19 protein-coding genes and 3 pseudogenes are annotated in these 26,746 nt (G+C 43.5%); 16 read left to right on the top strand and 6 right to left on the bottom strand.

Annotated features, from left to right (window positions below; genetic code table 11):
- Window positions 1-37: 37 nt before the first annotated feature.
- The 12 genes and pseudogenes from OKS35_RS06570 (at window position 38) to OKS35_RS06515 (ending at window position 13,371) form a co-directional block, all read left to right on the top strand.
- Window positions 38-1,249 carry an NAD(P)/FAD-dependent oxidoreductase gene (locus OKS35_RS06570; protein ID WP_074033515.1) on the top strand — a complete coding sequence of 404 codons (1,212 nt, stop codon included), beginning with the start codon at window positions 38-40 and terminating at the stop codon, window positions 1,247-1,249.
- A 126-nt stretch (window positions 1,250-1,375) separates the two neighbouring features.
- Window positions 1,376-1,693 carry a YuiB family protein gene (locus OKS35_RS06565; protein ID WP_047795135.1) on the top strand — a complete coding sequence of 106 codons (318 nt, stop codon included), beginning with the start codon at window positions 1,376-1,378 and terminating at the stop codon, window positions 1,691-1,693.
- Between the two features lie 209 nt (window positions 1,694-1,902).
- A pseudogene (tnpB, locus tag OKS35_RS06560) lies at window positions 1,903-2,991 on the top strand (IS200/IS605 family element RNA-guided endonuclease TnpB).
- A gap of 229 nt (window positions 2,992-3,220) precedes the next feature.
- Entirely contained in the window at window positions 3,221-4,066 is an 846-nt protein-coding gene (glcT, locus tag OKS35_RS06555; RefSeq protein ID WP_012726818.1) for a glucose PTS transporter transcription antiterminator GlcT, read from the top strand.
- 219 nt (window positions 4,067-4,285) lie between these two features.
- Window positions 4,286-5,809 carry a glucose-specific PTS transporter subunit IIBC gene (ptsG, locus tag OKS35_RS06550; RefSeq protein ID WP_318841967.1) on the top strand — a complete coding sequence of 508 codons (1,524 nt, stop codon included), beginning with the start codon at window positions 4,286-4,288 and terminating at the stop codon, window positions 5,807-5,809.
- A 285-nt stretch (window positions 5,810-6,094) separates the two neighbouring features.
- Window positions 6,095-6,301, top strand: coding sequence for a DUF1207 domain-containing protein (locus OKS35_RS06545; RefSeq protein ID WP_264092682.1), 207 nt, complete (start codon window positions 6,095-6,097; stop codon window positions 6,299-6,301).
- Window positions 6,302-6,900: 599 nt separating this feature from the next.
- Window positions 6,901-8,200 (top strand): annotated as a pseudogene (locus OKS35_RS06540) (IS3 family transposase).
- 553 nt (window positions 8,201-8,753) lie between these two features.
- Window positions 8,754-8,957 (top strand): sublancin family glycopeptide, encoded by a 204-nt coding sequence (gene sunA, locus OKS35_RS06535; protein WP_264092681.1) that lies wholly within the window; start codon window positions 8,754-8,756, stop codon window positions 8,955-8,957.
- Between the two features lie 105 nt (window positions 8,958-9,062).
- Complete coding sequence (locus OKS35_RS06530) at window positions 9,063-11,159, top strand: peptidase domain-containing ABC transporter (protein ID WP_264092680.1); 2,097 nt, start codon at window positions 9,063-9,065, stop codon at window positions 11,157-11,159.
- An 80-nt stretch (window positions 11,160-11,239) separates the two neighbouring features.
- On the top strand, window positions 11,240-11,656 hold the full coding sequence (locus OKS35_RS06525; RefSeq protein ID WP_264092679.1) for a thioredoxin family protein: 417 nt from the start codon (window positions 11,240-11,242) through the stop codon (window positions 11,654-11,656).
- 18 nt (window positions 11,657-11,674) lie between these two features.
- On the top strand, window positions 11,675-12,934 hold the full coding sequence (locus OKS35_RS06520) for a glycosyltransferase (protein ID WP_264092678.1): 1,260 nt from the start codon (window positions 11,675-11,677) through the stop codon (window positions 12,932-12,934).
- A gap of 20 nt (window positions 12,935-12,954) precedes the next feature.
- The gene (locus tag OKS35_RS06515) at window positions 12,955-13,371 is read left to right on the top strand and encodes a disulfide bond formation protein B (RefSeq protein ID WP_318841966.1); all 417 of its coding nucleotides are present in this window, start codon (window positions 12,955-12,957) and stop codon (window positions 13,369-13,371) included.
- Window positions 13,372-13,459: 88 nt separating this feature from the next.
- Here OKS35_RS06515 and OKS35_RS15395 read toward each other — a convergent pair.
- Together OKS35_RS15395 and ptsP are read right to left on the bottom strand one after the other, a co-directional pair.
- A pseudogene (locus OKS35_RS15395) lies at window positions 13,460-13,712 on the bottom strand (IS3 family transposase); the annotation flags it as partial.
- A 683-nt stretch (window positions 13,713-14,395) separates the two neighbouring features.
- Window positions 14,396-16,114, bottom strand: a complete 1,719-nt coding sequence (gene ptsP, locus OKS35_RS06505) for a phosphoenolpyruvate--protein phosphotransferase (protein ID WP_214683925.1) — start codon at window positions 16,112-16,114, stop codon at window positions 14,396-14,398.
- 325 nt (window positions 16,115-16,439) lie between these two features.
- Between ptsP and OKS35_RS06500 the strand changes: the two genes are divergently transcribed.
- Both OKS35_RS06500 and OKS35_RS06495 read left to right on the top strand, forming a co-directional pair.
- The gene (locus OKS35_RS06500) at window positions 16,440-17,882 is read left to right on the top strand and encodes a leucyl aminopeptidase (RefSeq protein WP_264092677.1); all 1,443 of its coding nucleotides are present in this window, start codon (window positions 16,440-16,442) and stop codon (window positions 17,880-17,882) included.
- Window positions 17,883-18,014: 132 nt separating this feature from the next.
- Window positions 18,015-18,674, top strand: coding sequence for a DUF429 domain-containing protein (locus OKS35_RS06495; RefSeq protein ID WP_074036406.1), 660 nt, complete (start codon window positions 18,015-18,017; stop codon window positions 18,672-18,674).
- A 10-nt stretch (window positions 18,675-18,684) separates the two neighbouring features.
- Here OKS35_RS06495 and ytvI read toward each other — a convergent pair whose 3' ends face one another.
- Window positions 18,685-19,818, bottom strand: a complete 1,134-nt coding sequence (ytvI, locus tag OKS35_RS06490) for a sporulation integral membrane protein YtvI (RefSeq protein WP_074036407.1) — start codon at window positions 19,816-19,818, stop codon at window positions 18,685-18,687.
- A 79-nt stretch (window positions 19,819-19,897) separates the two neighbouring features.
- Here ytvI and OKS35_RS06485 point away from each other — a divergent pair, with 79 nt between their 5' ends.
- The gene (locus OKS35_RS06485; RefSeq protein WP_196430948.1) at window positions 19,898-20,677 is read left to right on the top strand and encodes a nucleotide pyrophosphohydrolase; all 780 of its coding nucleotides are present in this window, start codon (window positions 19,898-19,900) and stop codon (window positions 20,675-20,677) included.
- A gap of 126 nt (window positions 20,678-20,803) precedes the next feature.
- Window positions 20,804-22,717, top strand: a complete 1,914-nt coding sequence (locus OKS35_RS06480; protein WP_196430947.1) for an N-acetylmuramoyl-L-alanine amidase — start codon at window positions 20,804-20,806, stop codon at window positions 22,715-22,717.
- An 81-nt stretch (window positions 22,718-22,798) separates the two neighbouring features.
- Here the strand turns inward: OKS35_RS06480 and OKS35_RS06475 are convergent, their stop codons facing one another.
- The 3 genes from OKS35_RS06475 to OKS35_RS06465 are packed head-to-tail and all read right to left on the bottom strand — an operon-like array spanning window position 22,799 to window position 26,607.
- Window positions 22,799-23,839 (bottom strand): ribonucleotide-diphosphate reductase subunit beta, encoded by a 1,041-nt coding sequence (locus tag OKS35_RS06475; protein ID WP_074036411.1) that lies wholly within the window; start codon window positions 23,837-23,839, stop codon window positions 22,799-22,801.
- Entirely contained in the window at window positions 23,796-24,302 is a 507-nt protein-coding gene (locus OKS35_RS06470; protein WP_159562580.1) for a flavodoxin domain-containing protein, read from the bottom strand. Before OKS35_RS06470 ends, OKS35_RS06475 begins: the two co-directional genes overlap by 44 nt.
- Window positions 24,303-24,351: 49 nt before the next feature.
- Window positions 24,352-26,607: a ribonucleoside-diphosphate reductase subunit alpha gene (locus OKS35_RS06465; RefSeq protein ID WP_371730226.1), complete on the bottom strand. Its 2,256-nt coding sequence runs from the start codon at window positions 26,605-26,607 to the stop codon at window positions 24,352-24,354.
- Window positions 26,608-26,746 lie beyond the last annotated feature (139 nt).

Raw genomic sequence — 26,746 nt, 5'->3', positions numbered from 1 at the left:
TCAAAAAAACAAAATTTTAAACAAGGTGGAAATGAACATGAAACGACCTAACATTGTTATTCTTGGTGCGGGCTTCGGTGGACTCATCACAGCCGTCAACCTTCAAAAGACACTCGCTGCAGGTGATGCGAACATTACGCTTATCAACAAGCATGATTATCACTACCAAACGACATGGCTTCACGAACCAGCTGCTGGAACGATGAACCCAGACCAAGCACGCATCTACATTAACGATATTGTGAACCCGTCACGTGTGAAACTTGTCAAAGGGATCGTCGATCGCGTCGATACTGCTGCGAAACAAGTTACACTCGAAGATGGTTCAGTTGTCGAATACGACTATGTCGTCATCGGTCTTGGCGGTGTACCTGAAACGTTCGGTATCCCAGGCTTGAAAGAAAATGCGATGACAATCAGCTCGTTGAACAGTGTTCGTAAAATCAAAGAGCACATCGAATATTCATTCGCTCAATATAAAACAAATGGTTCTTCTGACAATTCGTTCGTGACGATCGTTGTCGGTGGTGCCGGATTCACAGGAATCGAATTCCTCGGTGAAATCGTCAACCGAATCCCTGAACTTTGCAAACAGTATGACGTTCCACGCGAAGCGGTTCGCATCGTCAACATTGAAGCGGCACCAACGGTTCTTCCTGGTTTCGACCCAGAACTCACGACATACGCACAGAAATGGTTGGAGCGTAACGGTGTCGAGATGAAACTTGGTAACGGAATCAAAGGTGTCGAGCCAGGTGTGGTGACATTCGGTCCACTTCAAGGTGACACGACAGAAACGATTCGTGCCAACACGATCATCTGGACAGGTGGCGTAAGTGGTAGCCCGATCATCGAAAAATCAGGATTTGAAGCGGTCCGTAACCGTGTCATGGTGGAAGCGGACAACCGTGCACCAGGTCACGACAACGTCTTCATCATCGGTGACTGCTCAGCGGTCATGGATCCTGCATCGAACCGTCCATACCCACCGACGGCACAAATCGCGACACAACAAGCACATAACGTTGCGAAAAACATTGCGGCGCTCATCAATGGAAAATCGACATCGAAGTTCACTTACGAGAGCAAGGGAACGGTCGCTTCACTCGGACATAACGATGGAATCGGAATCGTGATGGGCAAGAAGATCTTCGGTCGCAACGCTTCGTTCATGAAAAAAGTCATCGACAACAAACACTTCATCGAATTGAAAAAGTACGGACTCGTCCTTAAAAAAGGGAAGTTCTAATTTCATGATTGCACGGCTCGTTCTATCTCAGAACGGGCTGTTTTTCTTTCGAAATTGTCATAGGAAGTTCTTTGACCTCGTTGGTCGAAATTTTGTATAATGAAGAGCGGACAAGGGGGGCAATACATGCATATTATCCAAGCAGTCATTGGAGCCGTTTTATATATGACGATTTTTTTCAGTATCGGCTTCATCTTGAATATGTTACTTAAAAAGACATGGACACTTGTGTTCATTTATCCGATTTTTGTCATCATGATGATTGATAATGTCAAACTTTCGAGTTACGTGACCGAGACATCGACCGCGCTTACGAGTGTCTATGAAGGACTCGTCGGGTTGCAACTTCTCGATTTATTCATGCTCGGCTTTGGATTGCTCGGTGCAATTCTAGCTGGTGTGACGATTCGTTTCTTACGAAAGAGCGGTTATTCAATGTTTTAACAAAAGTAGGCGAGAATTCTCCCTCCTCTAAGCGTCTCGGGGCGAAACCCGGCGTAGGTGGGGGATGAATCGCCCAATCCAAAACTCTTCTCCCCCTGTGACAGATGTGACGAACAAAAGTTCGTGATTCCGTCAGATTCTCCCTCCCCCTCCGCGGGTATCGGATGAGGAAGACATATCACGATCTTCTGGAGGGAGGAGGGACGGACATGCTGAAAGGCTATACATACAGGCTCCATCCGACGCCGGCACAGGCCGAGTTCCTGATCAAGACGATCGGCTGCGCCCGGTTCATCTACAACAAGCTGCTCGAGGACCGCATCGCCATCCGCGAGGAGGCGAAAGCGGGAAGCGGAATGAGACGGAAACCGGCGACACCCGCATCCTACAAGCCCCTGTTCCCGTTCCTCGCCGAGGCGGACAGCCTCGCGCTCGCGAACGCGAAGCTGAACCTCGACACCGCGTTCGCGAAGTTCTTCGCCGGAACGGGCGGCTTCCCGGTGTTCAAATCGAGACGGCGGTCGCGCGCCTCCTACACGACGAACAACCAGCATGGCACGATCCGCATCGAGGCGGGCAAGGTCCGTCTGCCGAAGGTCGGGTTCGTACGGTTCACACAACATCGCCCGTTCGAGGGCGTCATCCGGTCGGCGACGGTGTCGATGACGAGGACGGGCAAGTTCTTCATCTCCATCCTCGTCGAACAGGACGATGCACCATCGATCCCAGCCGAGAACAAGGTCGGGATCGATCTCGGCCTAAAACACTTTGCCGTCATGACGAACGATGCGATGATTTCGGAGAAGATCGGCAACCCTCGCTTCCTCTGACAATCCGAAGCGAAGGTCAAGAAGGCGCAACGGGCGCTGTCGCGAAAGAAGATTGGGAGCAAGAATCGTGAAAAAGCCAAATTACTTTTGGCCAAGAAACACGAAAAGATTGCCAACCAACGCAAGGACTTCCTTCACAAGCTGTCGAGACGGATCGTTGACGAGAACCAAGTCATCGTCGTGGAGACATTGAAGTCGAACAACATGATGCAAAACCACAAGGTCGCCAAATCGATTGCAGATGTCAGTTGGCACGAGTTCGTCCGGCAACTCGAGTACAAATCAAACTTTTACGGACGGACGCTCATCAAGGCAGACCCCTGGTTCGCATCGACGCAGATCTGTTCTTCTTGCGGCGTAAAAGGCGAGAAGAAGGCGATGGATGTCCGTGAATGGACGTGTGCCTGTGGCGCGCATCATGACCGTGACATCAACGCGAGCATCAACCTGTTGATGTTGGCAAACTAAAACGAATTCCTTCAGGGTGGGAACCACCCGACGAGCTTGGTAAATAATCGTGGCTAATAAAAGTACGTTCTTCCCAAGAAGCTCCCCCTTCAATTTGCGAAGCAAATAAGTGGTGAGTAGTTCACTTGGCGACAGAAATGTTCGCCTTTTTTGTTTTGTCCCTACTTTTTTAGGGCATGAACCGATATACTAGATAGCGAAACGATTTTTAGTAAGGGATGCGATGCGAATGACATTACCGATGTATACGATCAAGAAAGTGTTGAATAATAGCGTTGTCATTTGTCAACATGATACGGATCCGGAAGTCATTCTACTCGGGAAGGGGATTGGCTTTGGCAAAAAACCAGGAGACCTCGTCGACCCGGCCAGCGTCCCGGAGAAAGTGTATCAACTGACAGATAAAGAAGAGCAATCTCAATATCAGGAACTCGTCAAACATGTCGACGAGGACTTCATTGCGTTCATGCAAGAGATTGTCGGCTTCATTGAGACGAGTACGGGCAAGAAAGTCGATGAGCACATCCATATCGGCTTGACCGACCACTTGTTCTTCACGATGAAGCGAATCGAACAAGGGATGGAAGTGACGAATCCGTTTTTACTTGAAACGGAATCGCTCTATCCAAACGAGTTTGCGCTCGCGGAACGAATCGTCGATATGTTCCATGAACGATTGAACGTTTTGCTCCCAGATGCGGAGACTGGATTCATTGCCCTTCATATCCACTCGGCGACGACGTTCAAAAACGTCCTCGAGGTCAACCGTCATAATCAAATCATCGGGCAAATTGTACAGACGATTGAGAGTCGTTTGAACGTGAAAATGGACCGGACGTCACTCGATTATAAGCGCTTACTTCGGCACTTAAGGTACGCCGTTGAGCGGGTTGCGACGGGTGAGACAGTCGAGGCACCACAAAAAATTGAAAAGGTGTTGCGCGACGAATATCCGCTATGCTATAGTACTGCTTGGGAGCTGATGGGCATCATGGAACGCGAATTAAAGCGTCCTGTCCCACGAGGTGAAGCGACATATTTGACGATGCATCTCCAGCGCCTAACAAGTAGATAAATGATACCACGTGTCTTACGTGTTACTGATTCGATCAGGCATGAGTAAGGAGTGGAACGTTATGTGATGTCTCCATTAGGAGAGGTCTACGTTCTATCCTTATTCATGCCTTTTCTGTTTTTATAAACGTGATTTATGAAAACGTTTAGATACGTCGGTTGTCTGACATCTACGCCGCTATCATATTGTTTATACGTACTAAAAAAGGAGGAAATGTTGATGTTTAAGCAGATCTTTGGTGTTCTTCAAAAAGTCGGTAAAGCACTTATGCTTCCTGTTGCCATCTTGCCAGCAGCCGGTCTTCTTCTTGCATTCGGTAACGCAATGCAAAATACAACTTTAACCGATCGAGCAGGCTGGTTGACAAATGAAAGTGTTGTGAAGTTCGCTCAATTGATGGAGCAAGCAGGTGGAATCATCTTCTCGAACTTGGCGCTCTTGTTCGCAGTCGGTGTCGCCATCGGTTTAGCAGGTGACGGGGTAGCCGGACTTGCAGCAATCGTTGGATTCTTGATCATGAACAAAGTCATGGGTGTTTGGCTCGAACTCACACCTGAAGTATTGGCACAAGGTGATCCAGCTTACGCTAACGTACTCGGTATCCCAACACTCCAAACAGGGGTATTCGGAGGGATTATCATGGGTCTCATCGCCGCATGGGCCTATAACAAGTACTTCAATATCGAATTGCCACAGTTTCTTGGTTTCTTTGCTGGTAAGCGGTTTGTTCCAATCGTTACAGCTGTTTTGGCTATAATTGCTGGTTTTGTGATGCTTCTTATCTGGCCACCAATACAAGGTGGATTGAACTCATTCTCTAATTTTATGTTGAATGAAAACCGTACCTTTGCGGCATTCGTCTTCGGCTTAATCGAACGTTCATTGATTCCATTCGGTCTTCATCATATCTTCTACTCACCGTTTTGGTTTGAATTTGGTTCATACACAGATGCAGCAGGCGACATTGTTCGTGGTGACCAAGCGATTTTCTTCGCGCAACTCCGCGATGATGTTGAATTGACAGCTGGTACTTTTATGACAGGAAAGTATCCGTTCATGATGTTTGGTCTCCCTGCAGCAGCACTCGCAATGTATCACGAAGCACGTCCTGAGCGTAAAGCGGTTGTCGGTGGACTCATGGCTTCGGCGGCCCTTACATCGTTCTTGACTGGTATCACAGAACCAATCGAGTTCTCATTCTTGTTCGTAGCACCACTTCTCTTCGCAGTACACGCAGTATTCGCAGGTCTTTCTTTCATGATTATGCACATTTTGAACGTGAAAATCGGGATGACGTTCTCAGGTGGATTGATCGATTTCCTACTCTACGGTGTGCTACAAGGTAAAACAGCTTGGTGGCTCGTCATTCCAGTCGGTCTCGTGTTTGCGGTTGTTTACTACTTCGGATTCCGTTTCGTTATCCGCAAGTTCAACCTTAAAACACCAGGTCGTGAAGATGAAGTTGTTGAACAGTCAACAGCTACTGGTTCGGAACTTGCACAAGATATCCTCGTCGGTCTTGGTGGCTCACAAAACATCCAGCACCTCGATGCATGTATCACACGTCTCCGTGTCGAAGTAAAAGATAAGAACCAAGTCAACAAAGATGAGTTGAAACGCCTTGGTGCATCTGGTGTCCTTGAGGTTGGTAACAACATTCAAGCAATCTTCGGACCACGTTCGGATGCATTGAAATCAGAGATTCAAGCAGTTATCACTTCTGGAGAAGACAAAGTAAATTAAAACCCTATAATAGGTTATTTACTACAAATTCATGTATTTTAAAAAAGACGAATATTCCAATCTTTCATACGTTATAGATTTCAGAAGGTAATACACGAACCGAATTACTTCTAGGGTCACTGTATAAGCAAAACAAACGATCACCGTTAGGAGAGGCACTAAAGAACTCAAAAAGATTTTGAACAGAGGAGCTTCATCCCAAACACGGATGAAACTCCTCTGTTTTCCTTTATAAATGATTGAACATACGGTCTAAGTCGCAAAACAAATAGGACTACTCAAGAGATGGAGAAGTTAATTGTCGATACGACTCCCTCAAGCGTATTGAAAAAAATCAACGCACAACATTGCCAAATTAATTACGATTTCGCGATGACATTGAAAGGAATCACGGCCGTCGACGTCACTTTTTGGGAAGGAACGGACAGGTTCGTGGACAAAAGCTACCGAGCTGGCGCAGAGTTCGATCACTGCAGTCTGCTCAAGCATTGAGAATTTAATTTATACGATTTCGGGAAAGGGGCGAGAATTTAGCCAAATTAATGTTCTACAGTGTGTCTGTGAAGTTGCGCGAACAGATTAATAAAATTGACTACTAGCGTACCGGTGGTTTTAAGGACCATCGAGGGAAAACGTCCGCCATTAAGAAGAAGAACAGCCAATTGAAGGTCGCGAAAAAGATATCAAATCTTAAAGGTGTGTCGTTACAGAAAGCGAGGATTATCATTGGTCTCAATATGAAGTCTAGTAACTTTTTAGAAAGAAGAAACAGAATAAGGGAAAGGGGAATTCTCCTAACGCAAGTCGATCCAATCAAGAGCAAAGGTTTTTCCGTGAATTCTAACCTAGTATTTGAAAATTATAACCTTTGAAGCATCATTTTTAGGTTCGTAGGCACCAACTTTCATGTACAATCTTTTGGATACGATGTTCGATCTTTTATTTCGTTGATAAGTTCCTCTTCCTGCATTGTGAGCTGAACCCTGAATGATAGACACTTGATAAAAAGTGCTCATTCAGGTTTTTTTGTGTGCGATTGAATCGATAAAATGAACTTATTCATTCAGACGTGGGAACGCATCCATGAGTAAATCATCTTCAACGAGCATCAGATCAGGCAGCTTGAGTTAAATCCGAACGTAGAGTCGGTCTCGGACCGGTCGATCCAGTACACGGGAGACTTTAAGGTACGGGCCGTCCTTGAAAATTAGGAAGGAAAGGGTCCTTCCCAAATCTTCGAAGAGGTCGGTTTCGACCTGACGGTGATTGGACGTGTGAAGGCGAAGTCTGCCTTGGAACGCTGGCGCAAGACCTATCAAACCTCGGCACAGAGGGCTGTTGACCGAACGTCGCGGGAAATCGAACGCGAGCGGCGGGCGTCCGAAGCAGGATGACTCGCTCGAGCGACGACTCGCCAAGACCGAGGCGCGCATCAAATACTTGACGGCGGAGAACGAGCTGTTAAAAAAGCTCGAGGGGCGGGCGAAGCGAACCGACTGACACCGACAGAGCGATATCAGGTCATCAACACCGTTCCGTCTGAAGAACCTTGTCCGTCCCCTCTGCGAGATCCCGGGTGTGAGCCGAAGCGGCTACTATGCCTGGCTCAAGCGTGCGGAAGAAGATTCCTTACGGGAAGAGCGCGACTAAGCGGACTATCTTCTCCTGAAACAGCTCCACGATCGCCGGAACGGGAAGATCGGGTATCGCGGGCTCTATATGGAGGTCCTCGATCTCATCAGATCACCCATGAACCATAAACGCATCCTTCGGCTGAGGCGGAAATATGGAATTGTCACGAAGATCCGCACGAAGAACGCATATCGGAAGCTCGCCAAGGTGACACAGGAGCACAGGACGCTCCCGAATCGTCTGAACCGTCAGTTCTATCAGGACGAGCCAGGCAAGGTTTTCGTGACGGACATCACCTATCTCCCGACACGAAAGGGACAGAACATCTATCTCTCTTGTGTGAAGGACGTGGCGACACGTAAAATCGTGGCGCACCATCCGTCGACGAGCCTTCACATGGATCTCGTCTTTCAGACGACAAGGAAACTCGAAGAGCACCTCAACGGGAACTTACACCCTGAGGCGGTGATTCATTCGGACCAAGGGTTCCACTATACCCATCCGACCTATCAGTCGCGGATTCGTGGACTGGGGTTGGTCCAGTCCATGTCACGTCGTGGGAACTGTCTCGACAACGCACCGATCGAGTCCTTCTTCGGGCATCTGAAAGATCATGTCGAGCACCGATCGGCACTGGACCTCAGCAAGGTTCGTTCGATGGTCGACTCCTACATCGACTATTACAACAGCGAACGCAAACAATGGAACCTAAAAAAGATAACCCCGGAGCAATACCGGGGCCATCTGATTGCCGCATAGAATTCGAGGCACTTTTTATTAAACTGTCTGTAAAACAGGGCTCAGTTCATTGTTCGTCCGTAATCGTCTTTTCCTTCATTTAAGGTTGCAACGTCTCTGGCTCCTTCAAGATGTCGATTTTTTTACTTCCCGTGTCAGAAAGGTATGTTTAGTGGCTGTTTATTGTTCCATATGGCGCAGTATCAAGTGACTACACTCAAATCGACGACAGTGCAAGATTAACAGTTCGGGTGTCAGTCATGACTCGAAAATAGTTTGTTTTTTCCATCTTAAGCCCGTTTGAAACTAGAGCATCAAAGATTTTATGAGCAAATTCTTCTTCTTTAAAAATCAGGGTTCTCGATAAAAAAAATGGACTGTAGTCGCATTATCCAAAATAAGCATGGTGTTTTTGGTGATTATTAGACTTTAATGACTTATTATAAACATTAGCAGGAAAATAATTTAAGTAAATTAGTAAAAATAAAGAAAAACAGAAAGGAAATATTGACAATTAAGGTAAAGACAAATATGATTTAATAGTATTAAATTTACTTTTAAAGGTGGTATTTAAATGGAAGAATTAATGAAAGAACTTTCTTTTGAAGAAATGGAAGAGTTTGATGGCGGAGCTAATCAACAGCCTGGAGGTGGGGGTGGCGGTTACAAATACAACAGTGCGCAATGTGCTGCTTTCTTCGCATCTTGTTTTTCACCGAAAAGATATGGTTGTGGAACTGGAGAATCTGCGTGCAAGCTTTATAATACTTATTGCTAATTAAAGTAAAAAGGGAATCCTGTCATTTATCGATTAGGTTTCCTTTTTACTTTTATTTTCACCAAATATAAACACTAAGATTTTATTAAAGGAATTGATATTTTGATGAGAAATAATTTATATCATACTAAACAGCAGAGCGATAACGATTGCGGTATTGCTTGTCTAGTCTCAGTATACAAATATTTTGGAAAAAAAGATGTTAATTGTGATTATTTAAAAGATATTGTTATGAAATCCGATGATTACTCTGTAAAAGATTTGATTTCAATAACAAGAAATTTCAATTTATTTGAAAGTAGAGCCGTGAAAATTAACATAAGTGATTTAGACAAAGTAATCGATTCCAATACTTTACCCTTAATTGCTTTGACGCATCAAAATGGTAGAGGTCATTACATAGTGATATATAAGGCTTTGAAGAATCATCTGGTCATTAGCGATCCTAACAAAAAAAATATTTCTAGAGTGAAAAAGAGCGATTTTATGAATTCTTTTACTGGAGTACTATTAATAATTTCAAAAGTAAATAATTCTATAGAAATATCGGAAGATAAAAACAATAATAGTATTAAAAAAGAATATTTGGTAAGTATTTTAAAAAAAAACGTATCTTCTTTAGTGATGATTTTCTTTCTTTCAGTTATAGTAATATTACTAACTTTAACTTTGTCTTTATTCATTAAATATATTGTAGACGTAATTTTACCCAATCATTTTGAAAGTGCATTAGTTTCATTAAGTTTATTATTCTTGTTTATAAATTTATTGAATGTATTTTTTGATTTCTTACGAAATGTTTTCATAATTAATATGTCTTTAAGATTAGATTTATCTATATCTAGAGATTTCTTTACCAAGTTAACGAAATTACCTCTAAATTTTTTTGAAAGAAGAGATAGTGGTGACATTATTTCAAGGTTTAATGATAGCACTTATATAAGAAATATTTTTAGCACTACTTTAGTCTCCTCTTGTTTAGATAGCTTTATTATTATTGGAATGGGACTGTTTTTATACTATATAAACCCAGTATTGTTTCTAACAACCGTATTGCCACTATTACTATTATTAATTGTTAGTATTTTGTTTGTTGATTCTATAAGAGAAAAAAATTTAACTGTAATGAGAAAAGCATCGATGACAAATTCGTTTTTGATTCAGTTTATCTCTAACATGAATACCATTTTTGCATTCAATAAAAATCAGTTTTTTTTGACTAGATTTCATAGTGTGTTTAATGATCAATTAAATTCTACACATAAAGAACTTAAACTTGTTAATTTAAGTAACTCTTTGAAGTCTTTGATACAGACCTCTTTTTCAATAATTATTTTGTGGATTGGTTCTCAACAAGTTTTAAACGATTCAATTACGTTAGGAACATTGCTGTTAATTAACACAATTGTAGTCTTTATGCTAAATTCTTTAGAAAGCTTAATCAGTGTACAATCTGAAATTCAAAAAGCTTCAGTAGCAGTAGATAGAGTTTTTAGTATTATGAACTACCCTGTTGAAAATAAGGTTAAAGAAATTAACTTTACTAATAATATCAAAGAAATAAATATACAAAATCTAACATTTAGTTATGATAACTTTAATGATATTTTTTCTGAATTAAATTTAAAAATTCAAGAAAAAGACAAATTGTTAATAACAGGTTCAAGTGGTAATGGAAAAAGTACTTTTGCAAAATTGATCTCAAATCTGTATGTTTCACCGCCAAATACAGTGCTAATAAATGGAGTGGATATTAACGAAATCGATTCAGAAGCTCTAAAGAAAAAGATAATATATCAAGATGCACACCCATTTTTCTTTTCAGGCACTCTTTTAGATAATTTATTAATGGGGCTAGAAGTTGAAATTGAAAAAGTCATATTTGCATGTAGAGCTGCGCAAATCTACAATTTTATTATGCTGAAGGAAGAAAAATTTGATTTTTTTGTTTTAGAACACGGATCTAATTTATCTACTGGTCAAAAACAAAGGTTAGCACTTGCGAGAATTATTATTCATAATCCTGAAGTCATAATTTTAGACGAATCATTAAGTAATGTTGACCATGAGAATTTAGTAAATATTCATCAATTCTTAAATGAAATAAACAGTATTTTAATCTATATCTCTCATTCGCCAATCAATGATATTAGTTTTTCTAAATCATTAGATTTTGACAAAGAAATACAATTTGTCAAATGAGCAGTGTTATAGATTCAACCTAATACGTTCTTTAAAATTACTTTACTATTACATCATTTTGAGAAAAAAGGAGAATAGAAATGAAAAAATGGATATTAATTTCTGTATTAATAATATCAGTGTTCGTAATTGGATTTTTTGTTATTAATACAGAGTCTATGGAAAAACCTCTATATGAGCAAACTACTTTGAAAGATTATAAAACAATGATAACTGCGAAAGAAACATTTTTTGTATATGTTTATAAAACCAGTTGTCCAGCTTGTCAGCAAATGAAGCCGACAATTAATGAAGTGATTGAGAATAATAAAGTGGATTGGCGAGCCGTAAATGTTGAGTATGAGCAAAATTTTGATTTATCTTTTTTGAAAGAGCATAAAATTGATAAGACACCAACAATTATTTTTTATAAAAACGGCATTGAGCAGCATAGACTAGAAGGACTTCAATCAAAGAAAGAAATAATCAACTCACTTAAATCAAGTGGTTATCTATAGAATGAAGAGGGAATAATAATGATTAGATTAAATGAATTATACAACAAAATAAATAATGATTATGATTCTTCAGAAATTGTTCAAGACATAAATCTAATACGTGATATAACAGAGATGATGAAAATAGTGATAGATTTAGACCTAGATGATAAATCTATCACTAATCTAGTGAATGAGTATACTGATTTTAATTTCCCTACTATAACTTGTGGAATTATTACTTTTAATGAGGAGAAAAACATAAAAAAATGCTTAAATAGTCTTAAATCTAATTTTGATGAAATTATTTTATTAGATTCCTTTTCTACCGATGAAACAGTTAAAATCGCAAAAGAAACGTGTACTCACTTAAAAGTTCTTTTGAATGATTGGGAAGATGATTTTTCTAAACAAAGAAATAAGATTATTAATTTATGTTCAACAGATTGGATTTATTTTATTGATGCAGATAATAATTATCTTTCGAATAAGAATGAAGCCAGAAGAATCGTAAAGTTGTTGACGTATCTAGGGGTGGAGTGTGTAGTCAGCCCTACAATAATAGAACATAACGGTCAATTAACTGAAAATAATAAAAGATTAATCCCTATGAATAAAGGTATAAAATTTTGGGGGAAGGTACATGAAGAACCTGTATATTCTAATACACTCGCCTATCCAATAAATGTTAAATCGAATATTAAAGTTAGTCATCATGGATATGATTTAAGTGAAGTTGATATGTATAATAAAAGTTTGAGAAATTATGAATTAACAAGAAAAATGGTCAAATCAGAACCAAATAATTACAAGTGGTATTATTATTTAATTAGGGAAATGGAAGAGTTAAAAACAAATCCTAAGGATATAGAATTAATATATAGGAAAGTTTTTAATTTTTCTAACTTTTCTTTTCAAAATCCTTATTATCTTGATTTAAGTTTACTTAGATGCGATTTTTTATTGAAGGAAAAAAGATATAAAGAACTGAATGATGTAGTTAATAAACTTAAGACTGAATTTCCTGAATGTGTTGATGTAGATTACTATCAGACTAATTTGTATTTGATAAATAATTTTATTAAAACAATTAAGGTGATAGAACATCTAGAGAACCTGGTCAATCTTACAAACGACGGAAGGAGATTCAGTAATATCAACTCAAACAACGATCATTTAAACATGACTTTAGCTAGACTATATTCTTCTATAGCGGATTATTCATCAGCTGAATTATGTTCAGAAAAAATTGTAGATAAAGATATAAAAAGATTAGTAAGCAAATATATTCCTATGTAAATCAGAGAGGAAAATGTATTTTGAACATCGGTTTCAAATATAAAACTATATTGATTTCTGTCATTTCAGGTATTGCTGTTCTCGGAAGTTTATTTTTTAGTGAGTATTTAAAACTCCCTCCATGTAATCTTTGTTGGTATCAGAGAATATTCCTTTACCCGATACCAATAATTTCAATAGTTGCATATAGAACAAATGACCTTTTATTTAATTTTTACACTGGTATACTTTCTTTTATTGGTCTATTATTTGCTGCTTATCATACTTATATTCAAAATAATCAATATAATAGTATGTTTTGCTCAATTTCAAGTGAAAGTTGTACTACTATACATTATGAATTATTTGGTTTTGTCACTATCCCATTTCTTTCTTTTATTACATTTTTGAGTATCTTTTTAATTTCTGTACTGAAAGAAAGAGAATACTCATATTGAGTTATGAATTTTTCCAGATTAAGTAGAATGAATAAAAAATAAAACTTTACTAAGGGCTGGAGTCTTGTAATTGACAGAACTCTAGCCTTTAGTTTTTCTGGAAATAATCACGGTTGTAGAACGTTATGTAGGTATCGATGACTGATGTAAGTTCGCTGTAGGCCTGAAACTCACGCAGGTAATACATCTCGACGTTTGGGGTACCCCAAACGTCGAGATCGGGGCGTTGTCGAGACAACGTCCGACCCGGGGGACATGCTGTGGGTCAGTCTCGCGTCCTCTACCATGCGTTTGAACTCTCACGAGATATATTGGAGCCCTCGGTCGCTATGGATCATCGGAACGCGCTGAATTCTCGTTTCATCAGGTTCTCTGCCTCACGTATCGAGACGGCACGCTTCTTCCATTTATGATAGGCGATCCGTGAGACCTGCGCGATTTCACACTAAAGCACGACCGGGAACGTATCGGTCGTCGACATGTCCTCGACTCCTTCAAGGCGTCTATTCCCCTGGTCTTGAATTTCACTTTCCACACCTGGAGGGTATGCTCAGGGACGTGATGAGCCTCATCGATTTCCATCCACGCATATGTTTTTTCTTCCATCATTCGTAGTGCACGCAGTTTTTGTTCGATTAAATGCCGTCTTCTCCCCATAAAAAAACACTCCCTCAATAGAATAAACAGATTTGTTATTTCATCTGTCTACCTATTGGGGAGCATATCAGTTACAAGTCGGTCCAATCGTCCTTTTCTCTGTTCACGCTCGGATAGAGCGAAGGTTTTTCAGTGCCCTCGAGTAATGCCAGAGTCATCTAATCGTAACATAAAGATTGAAATACTTTTTTTGAACTTTCGGTAAAACAAAGTTAAATGTATACCGCAAAAAGTCCTTTTCTTTTCGAATAAGGGGATAGAGTTGTATACATTCCTGTTGACCTTTCTAAACTTCTATTCAATAGTAGAGAAATCAAAATAGTAGAAAGCTTTAAAACCCAAATAAATAATAGGTATACTTGTTTTGTCACTTCTTAATGTCGAACTTTTCGCTAAGGAAGTTCACGACTTCTTCAGCTGTGTCCATGTTGAGGACTTCGTTGACGATTGCTTCTGTTTCCGACTTCGTCAAGCGTTTCACGAGGCTACGCGCACGAAGGACGCTTGAAGCGGACATCGAGAATTCGTCGAGACCAAGACCGAGAAGGATTGGAATCGCGAGTTCTTCTCCAGCCATCTCTCCACACATGCCGACCCATTTGCCAGCTTTGTGTGCTTCAGTGATGACATTGTGGAGAAGGTTCAAGATGGCAGGGTTGAACGGTTGGTACAAGTAAGAAACTTTTTCGTTCATCCGGTCAGCCGCCATCGTGTATTGAATCAAGTCGTTTGTTCCGACTGAGAAGAAATCGACTTCTTTTGCGAATTGCTTCGCCATGACAGCGGTTGATGGGATTTCAACCATCATCCCCGTCTCATATTGTCCGACTTCGATTCCTTCTTCTTTCAACTTCGCTTCTTCTTCGAGAAGAAGGGCTTTCGCCGCGCGGAACTCTTCGAGTGTCGCAATCATTGGGAACATGATTGCAAGGTTACCGTGAGCTGAGGCACGGAGAAGGGCACGAAGTTGTGTGCGGAACAAATCTGTTTCCTCAAGGCAAAGGCGGATGGCACGATAGCCGAGGAACGGGTTCATTTCTTTCGGGAGGTCAAGGTATGACAACTCTTTGTCGCCACCGATGTCGAGTGTACGGATGACGACTTGCTTGCCTTCCATGCCTTCAAGAACCGTTTTGTAAGCTGTGTATTGCTCTTCTTCAGTCGGGAACGTTTCAGAGTCCATATATAGGAACTCCGTACGATAGAGCCCGATTGCATCTGAACCGTTTTTCAAAACGCCTTCGAGGTCGTTCGGTGTCCCGATGTTCGCAGCAAGCTTCACTTTGTGACCGTCCGCTGTGATTGACTCTTCGTTGACGAGTTGCTTCAACTCTTCTTTGTACGCTTCAAAATCAGCACGTTTGCCTTCGTATTCTTTGACGAGATCTTCTGAAGGGTTGACGAAGACGTCACCTTCTGTACCGTCGATGATGACGAGGTCACCGTTTTTGATTTCTTCAAGGGCTACTTTTGTTCCAACGACGGCCGGAATTTCAAGTGAGCGTGACATGATGGCAGAGTGAGACGTACGTCCACCGATGTTCGTCGCGAATCCTTTGACGTATTTACGGTTAAGTTGTGCCGTGTCTGATGGTGTCAAATCTTCGGCAATGATGATGACTTCTTCTGAAATCGAAGCTGGAGTCACGAATGTCACTCCGAGAATGTGAGCCATGACACGTTTTGTGACGTCACGAACATCAGCTGCGCGTTCGCGCATGTATTCGTTATCCATTGATTCGAAAATCATAATCATCGTTTGGGCGACTTCGTCAAGTGCCTTCGCGGCGTTCATGTTTTCGCTTTCAATTTTGTCGTTCACTTGCGATACGATTTCTGGGTCCTCAACGATTAAAAGGTGAGCTGAGAAAATCTCGGCTTTGTCTGGACCGAGCTCACGAAGTGTATGTTCGCGAATTGCTTCAAGCTCCGTTTTAGATTGTGCGATCGCATCGTGGAAGCGAGCCTTTTCTGCAGCGACATCTTCAATCTTGTGTGATGGGATATCGAATGAAGGTGTCTCCATGACGAATGCTTTTGCAACTGCAATTCCTGCAGATGCACCAATACCTTTAATGTGTGACATAAGCGTAGTCCCTCTTTTCAAAGAAATAGTGTACTTTCCTGCCTCGTTACTTCATACCCGAAAAGAAAAAAGAATTAACGAGAACGGAGAAAGTTAAAGTAGCAACGGTCTACGACTAGGGGAAGCCTCGACCAGTCAAATTGGCCTCACTTCACGATGAAGAGAAGCCCGATTGCGTACTTTCTTATCCTATCATAAAATAAAACAACGTCACAACGAGGAGATAGCCCATGAATTCGAAGATTTCTTGACTCTTACGCATACTATTTCATTATTTTGGAGAAGTTCGTTATGCTTACCATATATATAGAAGGGAAGTGGCAATATGTATCAAATTGCTCAATTAAATTGGACCGATTCTTACGAGACAATCGTCGTCGGAATTGGAGCGGCTGATTCTATCGATGAGGGGCTCGACACATTGTTTGCTGGGCGCGTCAAAGCGCTTATTCAATCAGGAGACCTCTCTACGAAGACGGGGGAAGTGACAATCCTTCCGACATTCGCCGGGGAGACGACACGTGTCTTATTTGTCGGACTCGGTCAACGAAATGACATGATGACCGAGAATGTTCGGAATTGGTTCGGGAAAGTCGCGAAGCTGATCAAAGCACGTGGACTGAAGGACGTCGCGGTAGCGCTTGATACGTTTACGGAAGGAGCGGCGCGTATGTTTACAGAAGCGTATGAAATGGCGACCTATGCCCATCCTACATATAAGTCTGCTCCAAATGAAACGGTCGAAGAACCGACGATCACGTTGCTCGGTGACGTGGACCAGACGGATATCGATGCGGGTGTGGCTTATGGGAAAGGAGTCAATGTCGCTCGAATGTTGACGATGATGCCGGCCAATATTTTGACGGCGGAGACGTTAGCGGATTACGCGGTTGAGTTGGCGAAACGTCATGATTTCAAATACCGCATTCTTGAAAAAGAAGAAATGGAAGGACTCGGGATGGGGGCATTGCTCGCAGTGAACCAAGGTTCGACGATTCCGCCAAAATTGATTGTGCTCGAGTATCGCGGGGCAGAGGAAGAAGCTCCGATTGCCGTTGTCGGAAAGGGTGTCACATTCGACACAGGTGGCTATTCGATCAAGCCAAAAGATGGAATCGTCGGAATGAAAGGGGATATGGGTGGCGCTGCTACCGTCCTCGGATTGTTCGAAACCCTCGGATTGACACGACCAAAACGGAACGTGATTGGCATCATCGGTGCGACCGACAATATGATTTCTGGGGATGCGTTCAAACCGGATGATGTGATCACAGCCATGAATGGGAAGACGATTGAAGTCTTGAACACAGACGCTGAAGGACGCCTCGTCCTAGCGGATGCGGTCACATTTGCGAAAACGTATGAACCAAAAGCTATCATCGATGTAGCTACGCTCACAGGTGGCGTTCTTGTCGCCCTCGGTACAGACGTGACAGGCTGTCTGACAAATGATGATTCGCTCTATCGTTCGCTTGAAGCGGCGAGCCGTGAGACGAACGAGCTCGTGTGGCAGATGCCATACTTTGATGTCTTCATCGACAAGGTGAGAAAATCGGAAGTTGCCGACTTGAATAACTCACCAGGTCGTTTCGGCCATATGATTTTTGGTGGCGCATTTGTCGGTGAGTTTGTCGGCGATACACCATGGTTGCATCTCGATATTGCGGGAACGAGCGAACGAGCGGCAGCGAATGACCTCGGTCCGAAGGGGCCGACTGGTGTCATGGTTCGAACCCTCGCACGGATGATTGAATCGTGGGATCGGTAAGAGCAGCTGGAGTAATCGGTTTGGCGATTCTGTGTGGCTTATGCTACACGGTGTGGCCGAACCGTATTTGGTTAGGGAGTACAGTGTTTCTCGCCGTATTTGGCGTGTTGATGATGTTACAGGAGGTACGACATGGTAGGAGTAGGAATTGATGGTGCACGTGGCGGTTGGGTACGAATCACATATGACAGCATCTCACTTTGTTTAACGATTTCGGAGACGTTGGAGGAGTTGCTGATTGATGGTGCCATGCATTTTGTGGATATGCCGAAAGATTTAGGAACGGTCGACCATCCGAGCCGCGAATGCGATGCGTGGATGCGTTGCCGACTCAGCCAACGAAAGTCGTCCGTCTTCACTCCGCCGATTCAAGAGGTGTTGCAAGAAGCGACTTATGAGGAAGCGAATGAAAGGAGTCGGGCGTTGGTTGGCAAAGGAATTAGTAAACAAGCGTGGAATCTTGTTCCCCGTATCCGTGAGTTTCAGCAGGTGAAGGCAACTGACGTTTACGAATCACATCCGGAAGTTTGTTTTTCAGTCATGATGGGGCATGAGGCGAGTCATTCGAAAAAGACGGTCGAAGGGCAGGATGAGCGAATCGAGTTACTTCGGCAATACTCGAAAAGTTCTCCATGGAAATGGAAAATGTCAAACGTCCAAATCGACGATATTATCGATGCGTGCATCTTGGCGGTAGCTGCCTATGAAGCGGGGACAAGTGGTCTCTCGCTCCAGCCGGCGACATCCGATCAACCCGTAGTGGCTGTACCTCAAATGAAAAAAGAGCGATGAAATCAACATTTCATCGCTCTTTTGCTGTCGTCGTAGGCGGACCGACGATAAATCGCCATATGTAATGAAACACTTTGGCATTGTATACGGCTTTCAACAGGACGGCGAGTACGGGCCCGACGATAAAGCCGAGTACACCGAATAGCTTTAATCCAACGAAGATGGAGATGAGTGCGACCAGTGGATTCAATCCGATATGGGAACCGACAATTTTCGGTTCAGCCAAGTTGCGTTGGACGATGACGATGATATACAACACGACCAATCCGATGGCAACGAACCAATCACCTGTCACCGCGGCATAGGCGGCCCAAGGAATAAGTAGCGTACCGACCCCTAAATAAGGCAAGAGGTCAAAGAACCCCGCAAGTAAAGCGAAAGAGAGCGGGTTGTCAACACGAAGGATGAGCATCCCGATCAAGACGATCCCGAATGTGATGGAGATGAGCGTGAACTGGGCACGGACGTATCCAAATAGGGCAGACTTGAGGTTGATCATCACTTCCTCGAATTCTTTGAATCCTTTTCGTTTGTTCAGACGATTCAGTGAGTTGACGTATGATGGCCAATCCTTTGTGATGAAGAACCAGGCGAGGACAATGACGACCACGAGCAACAAGACGAGCGGGAGCGCCGCTAACATGTTTTGTAGCACACTGGCCACTCCGCGGGACAAGACACCAATCGCTGAGGCGAGTTGGACACCGAGCTCGGTGATTCCTCCCTCGAGCGAGGTCGTCTGTCCGGGATTTAACTGCTGATAGCTCTCGTATGCATCATTGACGAGCGGTGCGATTTTCTCATTGAACAGTCGTTGGATAAACTCGGTGAGTGTCTCAATTTGTTCAGGGAGTCGTTCCGCTGCCACCGTTGCATAATGAATCAATTGGATGATGACGATGGTGATGATTCCGACGACGATGCTAAGCACGATGATCAAGGAAATGAGAGTGCCGAGTGCACGAGGCATATTTGATTTTCGCTCGAAAAAGTTGACGAGCGGGACGGTCATCAAGGACAAGAGCAAGGCAAATACGAACGGATATGTATATTCGAAAAGTATATTCAAGAGCCAAGTGATTAAAAAGAAACCGATTACGACGAGAATGAATCGAAGCAATTGCCAAAGTCTTGCCGACGACATGTGGAACCCACCCTTTCCGGACAACTAGGTTGAGCATAGTATATCATGTAAGCGGTAAATAAAGCAGAAAGATAGGTGAATGAACGTGAGAGAAGTTCAACAGAAAATCGATACGATGATTCTTCATTTAGGTGGTTACTGGAGACCTTTATCCGGGCTAGCACGATTGTTAGAAGAGGTAGGAGAAGTAGGTGGCGCGTTAAGGAGAGAGGCGCGGGATGAGTTGAAAGAGGAGTTACTTGATGTACTAGTGATCTCCACGTGTCTGGCAAACCAGTATGCGATTGCATTGCAGCAACCAGAGGCGGAGGGAGGAGAATCGAAAGAGAAGCTGTATTTTCAAATTGTTGAAGAGGCAGGGGAAGTGGCGCGGATTTTGAACGCTTATGAAGGCGATAAGAAGTTAAAACCGAACCGTAAAGGTCAATCACTACAGCATCATATCGAGCAATTGCAGCGTGCCGCTTTGTCTCTTGGAGCGTCTTACCATCTCAATCTGTTCGATTCACTCTTTGCCCTCATCGAAGAGAAGTCGGTCCGGGACTTCGGACGATTTGATCATACGCCGGATCCGATTACGGAGACATCGGTGCGTACTTATTTATCACATCAGCCAGGTCGCTATTGGGGCGGAGTCCCAGTTAAATCGTTTGAGCGATTCGACCGATATATAGAACGAGAACAACATATCGAGCGTTTTTGTCGCATTGCAGCGATTGAAGGATTGGACGGATTTGTAATTCAACAGAAACGAGATGGATTGATTGTTACAGAGAATCCTTCGATTAAAGAAGGCTTTACTGTCGCCATCGAACGTTACGGTGCGGAGACGTTTCTGATCATCCGACCGGTCAAATAAAAACATTTACCTTTTTATCAAAAACATTCATCTTTTTTTCAAATATTTACTTTTTTTAAAAAAGCATTATGCTAATATGAAATTGTTGTTAGTAGGAAATGCCGCAATGAGAAAGGAATATTTTGGATGAAAATAAAACTGTTGAAAGTTGCCCTCATCTTAACGGTCCTCTTGTTTGGTATGCAACTTCCGTCTGCTGAAGCTGCTACTTACGATGGAGAGACGACTGTCAATTTGAACATTCGTACATCCCCTAGTCTGAGTGGGAAGGTAGTGAAAACATTACCAAAAAGCACGAAAGTAAAGTATGGAACGTATAATCAGTCCTGGCACAAAGTGTATGTAAACAATCGTACATACTATGCCTCGGCCCAGTACATTCGGAAACTTTCATCCACTGCAAGTTCGCTAACGACGCAGGCGGCAACGTCTACTGGTGTGACAACTGCGAACTTAAACGTACGAGTCACGTCTCATCGATCGGCGAAGATTGTCGCTACGTTGAAGAAAGGGACGGAAGTGAAGTATGCCGTTCATAATTCTTCTTGGGCAAAAGTCTACCTAAATGGCAAGACGTACTATGCTGCAAAAGCTTACATCGCACCGAAACTGACAGAATCGAATGTGGAGCGGACAAACGGCTACGCGAACCGTGAGTTGAAGTTGTTCGCTGAACGCAACCAACGTTCGAAAGTGCAGAAAGTTCTTCCGAAACATACGGCTGTCGTCTCGAGTAAATATAATTCAAGTTGGTCGATTGTCTATATCGGGAACGAGACGTATTATACGCCGACTTGGGGCATCACAGCAGGCACATTGGACAGTGGTGTAGAGAAAAAAGACGGATATGCAAACCGGGAGATGAAACTCTTCGCTGAGCGGAATCAACGTTCGGCGGTGAAGAAGGTACTCCCCGTGAACACGGCTGTCCTCTCGAGCAAATACAACTCGAGCTGGTCGATTGTATATCTCGGAAGTGAAACTTATTACACACCGACAGCTTGGATCTCTACGTCGAAAACGCCAACGGAGCCTCCGACGACAACGAAACCGGATGATGGACTCACGCAAGGGTATGCAAACCGTACAGTAAACTTGTTTGGGAAAACCCATCAGAGTTCGGAAGTCCTCATGGTTCTTCCGAAATACACGGCTGTTTCATACAAAGCGTACAATTCGAGTTGGTCGACTGTTCATATCGGCTCGAAAGTCTACTACACAGCGAGTTCGTGGTTGACGAAAGGGAAAGCCCCGGCAGCGCCGGAAGCTGCACCAAAAGGTACGGTATACATCAACACACCAGGTGATGTATTGAACGTTCGTTCGAAAGCGAGTCTTGATTCGAATGTGGTTGGTCAACTCAATCACGGAACAGCTGTTTCACATTATGGGACAATCAATGGTTTTCATAAAATCAAGTTCAATGGACAAGATGCTTTCATTTCTTCAGCATTCGTGATGACATCTAAGCCGAGCACATCGACTGGAACAGTCATCGTCCTTGATCCAGGACACGGTGGAAAAGACCCAGGAGCAGTTAATGGATCTCTCTATGAGAAAACGATTGTACTTGATGTAACGAAACGTGTAGAAGCTTATCTTCGCTCAAAATATGATTACAATGTACGTCTCACTCGTTCAACTGATGTCTATTTGACTCTAGATCAGCGAGTTGCTGCAGCGAAGTCGTTACGTGGTGATTTGTTTGTAAGTATGCACGTCAACGCAGCCGGTTCATCATCTGCGAAAGGGGTAGAAACGTTCTATTCTTCTCAGTCTGCGCACAGCGCTCGAAGTCGTGTCCTTGCTTCAAACATTCAAAGCAACTTGGCAGGTAAAATGAGTGGAATGTCGAACCGAGGAGTGAAAACAGCTAATTATTACGTTATTACGTATAACACAATGCCATCTGCACTCGTCGAATTAGGATTTATCTCATCACCAACAGATTTGACTTACCTTCGAAGTAACACGTCTCGTCAGCAAATGGCGGAAGGTGTGGCTGAAGGAATTGCCAAATATGTTCAGACTTATTATTGATTTGAATTAACCCAGACATGACTGTCTGGGTTTTTTTGATGTACAAAAAAACCGAACCGATTTAATCGGTTCGGTTCAATTTTATAGATCATCAAATCCGTTCGCGTCTGTCACTTTCGCATAAGAACGTGACTTTTGTTCGAAGAAATCAGATTTTGTCGCATTGAGCGAGTCATCTGAGTATGCACGGATCCAAGGCATGACATCTTCGTCAAATCCTTCATACAAGTCATTCAGACCGATGACGCGGAGGCGTTTGTTCGCCAAGTATTTGACGTAGTCTCGCATTTCACTGACGTCGAGTCCATCGAGGTCACGGAGAACGTATTCACACCACTCGATCTCGAGGTCGACCGCTTCTGCCATCGTGTCGTATACGAACTGACTGAACTTTCCGTTTTCATCAATCTTCGGATTTTCTGTCAGCACGGCACGTAAGAGCTGGCTGATGAAGTAAGAATGTTGCATCTCATCACGTTGGATATAACTGATCATCGTTGATGTACCGACCATCTTTTGGTGACGGGCGAGATTGTAGAAATAAGCGAATCCTGAATAGAAGTTGATGCCTTCTAGAATGACGGATGCAACGAGCGATTTCGCAAAGTTTTCGGCGTTCGGAGTCTCGCGGAACGCTTCATATAAGTCCAAGATGAATTGATTGCGCTTCATGACCATTTCATCGTCTTTGGCGATGTCAAAGATTCGATTTTGTTCAGCGAGTGGCACGAGACTTGATAGGACATAGCTGTATGATTGATTGTGCACGACCTCTTGTTGTGCGATGACCGCGAGAACGGCGTGTACAGACGAGTCAGATGAGAACATAGAAGACTCGAGGATGTATCGTGTCTGGACCGAGTCGAGAATCGAGAGCAGTCCGATGATCCGTTTGAATGCATCCTGTTCACGTTCAGTCAATTGCGGCCATTGTTGCATATCCTTAGACATTGAGATCTCATCAGGAATCCAAAAGTTCGATAATAACTGTTTGTAAATGGTATAGAACTGAGGATACGCGATATCGTTCCAATTGACGATCGAACTCGTTTCCCCGCCAATGATGGCGGTTGCCCGGTTAGGATGTTTGGGCGACAATAATTTGATTTTCTGAATCGACATGATGCATAACTCCTTCTTCTACATGGTGAGCCATCCGCTCTGCCCAATGTTGGACGTTGAACGGTTGGTTACGTGGGGACTGCTCGATTTTAAGCAGTTCCCCGGCAAGTGGGATTCCGTATTTTGAAAGGTGGTACGCCATCTCGTCAACAGCGCGACAGAAATGTACAAACATCTTGTCACCGGTTCCGAATACCGCAGCTTGTCGAATCGGCACTTGGAGTTCCTTTAACACGAGGCGGAACGTATCTTTCATTTCGTCTGGTAAGATTCCGTCTGCCCACGTGTAAGAGCCGAAATAGACGAGGTCGAACGAAGCGAGCGATTGAGCTTCGCGATATCCGACGCGATCGGCATCATAGCGGACGACCGTATCGCCACGGCGATGATGTGTCGATTCGATGAGCGATGCCACTTCTTCTGTGTTTCCACTCATCGAATGACAGACGATTGCGATGTTCATAGGGTGGACCACCTTTCTATAAAATGTACATAATGATTATGACGATGGTTTACGAAGCACACGACTCACATTCGTCGACTTCGACAGTCGTCGAACGAGTGTAGTAAATCGACTTCATGCCAAGAGACCATGCCTCGAGGTGCATCGCAAGAAGCTCTGTCGCTTTTACATCGTTCTTCACGTATAAGTTGAAGCTGATTGCTTGGTCGATGTGGCGCTGGCGAGCCGCGTTTTGACGGATGCTCCATAATTGATCAATTTCAAATGCTGATTTATAGAACCAGTTCGTGTCCGGCGTCAAGTCGGGAACCGTGACTGGAATCTTATAGTTTTTCTTCTCTTCTGAGTAGACCTTTTTGTAGACCGGGTCAATCGATGCGGTACTACCAGCGATAATCGCCGTCGATGAGTTTGGTGCAACGGCCATCATATAGGCGTTACGGACGCCGTTTTGATGTACTTCTGCTGCGAGACCGTCCCAATCGAGGTCGTCGTGTGAACGATAGTTCCGACGCTTGAAGTATTCGCCTGTATGCCATTCTGAACCTTCGAAGACGCCGAATGCTCCTTTTTCTTTGGCGAGTTCCATCGATGCTTGGATTGTGAGATACGCGATTTTTTCATAGAGTTTCTCTGCATATTGAACGGCATCGACCGATTCCCAACGGATTCCTTCTAGTGCGAGCAAGTGATGCCAACCGAACGTTCCTAGACCGACTGCACGATACTTCTGGTTCGTGATCATCGCCTGTGGAACTTCGATCGTATTCAAATCGATGACGTTATCGAGCATACGCATTTGAATCGGGATGAGTCGTTCGAGCACATCGGCTTTCACGGCACGAGCAAGTGCGATTGAACTCAAGTTACAGACGACGAAATCACCAGGAGTCTTTGTGATGACGATTTTTCCGTCTTGTGTGTATTCTTCTTCGATTGTCGTTGCCGACATGTTTTGCGCAATTTCAGAACAGAGGTTGGAACTGTAGATCATCCCGGCATGTTTGTTTGGGTTTGCGCGGTTCACTGCGTCTCGGAAGAACATATATGGTGTACCTGTTTCAAGTTGTGAGCGCATGTAACGTTTTACAAGGTCGATGGCTGGAACTGTCACACGAGATAATTCTGGCGTGTTGACACATTCCATATATTTCTCTGTGAAGCTTCCACCGTTCTCTGATTCGTCAAAATAGTCTTCAAGGCTATATCCCATCACGGTACGAATCTCGTGTGGATCGAACAAGTGCCAGTCGCCGCGTGCCTCGACCGTACGCATGAAGAGGTCCGGTAAGCAAACGCCTGTGAACAAGTCGTGTGTCCGGAGGCGCTCATCCCCGTTGTTCAATTTCGCGTCTAGGAATTCGAAGATGTCCTTATGCCAAATGTCTAAATAGACGGCAATTGAGCCTTGACGCATACCGAGTTGGTCGACAGAGACGGCCGTGTTGTTCAATTGCTTCATCCAAGGAAGGGCACCACTTGAGACGCCTTTGAATCCTTTGATGTCACTACCACGTGAACGAATTTTCCCGAGGTAGACACCGATTCCACCGCCACCTTTTGAGAGCGTCGCCACATCGGTGTTCGAATCATAAATGCCACGGAGGGAGTCATCAACTGTATCAATGAAACAAGAGCTGAGCTGTCCATATGATTTACCGGCGTTTGACAACGTTGGTGTCGCGACCGTCATATAAAGGTTTGATAAAGCCCAATAAGCTTCTTCGACGAGCTTCAATCGAGTCGTCTCATCTTCTTTTTGCATGAGCGTCATCGCGATGACCATGAAGCGCTCCTGTGGAAGCTCATAAAGGTTCTTCACATGATCGCGCCCAAGATAGCGGTCCGACAACGTGCGGAGTCCGATATATGTGAAGAGACGGTCACGGGATGGGTCGATCAATGTTTCGAGATGGTCCATGTCTTCTTTTGAATACGTATCGAGAAGCGCTGACGTGAAAATTCGTTTTGATGTTAACGTCTCGACCAGTTGATAGAAGTTACCATAACGCATAGATGCTTCGTAACCGCGGTTGCGTGCCGCTTCAAGATAGAGGCGGTTCAAGTACATTTCCGTTGCCACGAACGTCCAGTCCGGTTCTTCGGCTTTCAACATATCGAGGGCATGCATCGTCAATAAGTCATATACTACATCTTGTGTTAGCGTTTTTGTCTCGAGCGCCCGAATCGCCCGTTCTTCATAGCGTTCTACGCTTAAGTGAGGATACCGTGTCTGGATAGATTGAATAAGAGAAGAGACGTCAGAAAGCGTTGGAGCCGCTGGTAGCATCGTCTCGTGGTGGATAGGGGATGTCAAAATAGATCACTCCTTTAGATGGTGTAGACGTTATAAAAGGATAATAAGAACTTCCTTACCTGTCACAATATCGTGTTAACGATCAAAATACCCGTTAACTATATATTGACACTTTTTTATCTTTTTA

The sequence above is a fragment of the Exiguobacterium sp. N5 genome, assembly GCF_025842465.1.
Taxonomy (GTDB): Bacteria; Bacillota; Bacilli; order Exiguobacteriales; family Exiguobacteriaceae; genus Exiguobacterium; species Exiguobacterium profundum.
Note: the sequence above shows the minus strand (reverse complement) of the source record. Positions and strands in the feature narration are given on the sequence as shown.

Bases quoted from the DNA above. Each gene is read 5' to 3' on its own strand.
- OKS35_RS06565 (WP_047795135.1), top strand. From the start codon at position 1,376: ATGCATATTATCCAAGCAGTCATTGGAGCCGTTTTATATATGACGATT.
- OKS35_RS06500 (WP_264092677.1), top strand. From the start codon at position 16,440: ATGTATCAAATTGCTCAATTAAATTGGACCGATTCTTACGAGACAATC.
- ytvI (WP_074036407.1), bottom strand. From the start codon at position 19,818: ATGTCGTCGGCAAGACTTTGGCAATTGCTTCGATTCATTCTCGTCGTA.
- sunA (WP_264092681.1), top strand. From the start codon at position 8,754: ATGGAAGAATTAATGAAAGAACTTTCTTTTGAAGAAATGGAAGAGTTT.
- ptsP (WP_214683925.1), bottom strand. From the start codon at position 16,114: ATGTCACACATTAAAGGTATTGGTGCATCTGCAGGAATTGCAGTTGCA.
- OKS35_RS06530 (WP_264092680.1), top strand. From the start codon at position 9,063: ATGAGAAATAATTTATATCATACTAAACAGCAGAGCGATAACGATTGC.
- glcT (WP_012726818.1), top strand. From the start codon at position 3,221: ATGACATTACCGATGTATACGATCAAGAAAGTGTTGAATAATAGCGTT.
- ptsG (WP_318841967.1), top strand. From the start codon at position 4,286: ATGTTTAAGCAGATCTTTGGTGTTCTTCAAAAAGTCGGTAAAGCACTT.
- OKS35_RS06520 (WP_264092678.1), top strand. From the start codon at position 11,675: ATGATTAGATTAAATGAATTATACAACAAAATAAATAATGATTATGAT.
- OKS35_RS06495 (WP_074036406.1), top strand. From the start codon at position 18,015: ATGGTAGGAGTAGGAATTGATGGTGCACGTGGCGGTTGGGTACGAATC.
- OKS35_RS06570 (WP_074033515.1), top strand. From the start codon at position 38: ATGAAACGACCTAACATTGTTATTCTTGGTGCGGGCTTCGGTGGACTC.
- OKS35_RS06475 (WP_074036411.1), bottom strand. From the start codon at position 23,839: ATGTCGATTCAGAAAATCAAATTATTGTCGCCCAAACATCCTAACCGG.
- OKS35_RS06545 (WP_264092682.1), top strand. From the start codon at position 6,095: ATGGAGAAGTTAATTGTCGATACGACTCCCTCAAGCGTATTGAAAAAA.
- OKS35_RS06525 (WP_264092679.1), top strand. From the start codon at position 11,240: ATGAAAAAATGGATATTAATTTCTGTATTAATAATATCAGTGTTCGTA.
- OKS35_RS06480 (WP_196430947.1), top strand. From the start codon at position 20,804: ATGAAAATAAAACTGTTGAAAGTTGCCCTCATCTTAACGGTCCTCTTG.
- OKS35_RS06485 (WP_196430948.1), top strand. From the start codon at position 19,898: ATGAACGTGAGAGAAGTTCAACAGAAAATCGATACGATGATTCTTCAT.
- OKS35_RS06470 (WP_159562580.1), bottom strand. From the start codon at position 24,302: ATGAACATCGCAATCGTCTGTCATTCGATGAGTGGAAACACAGAAGAA.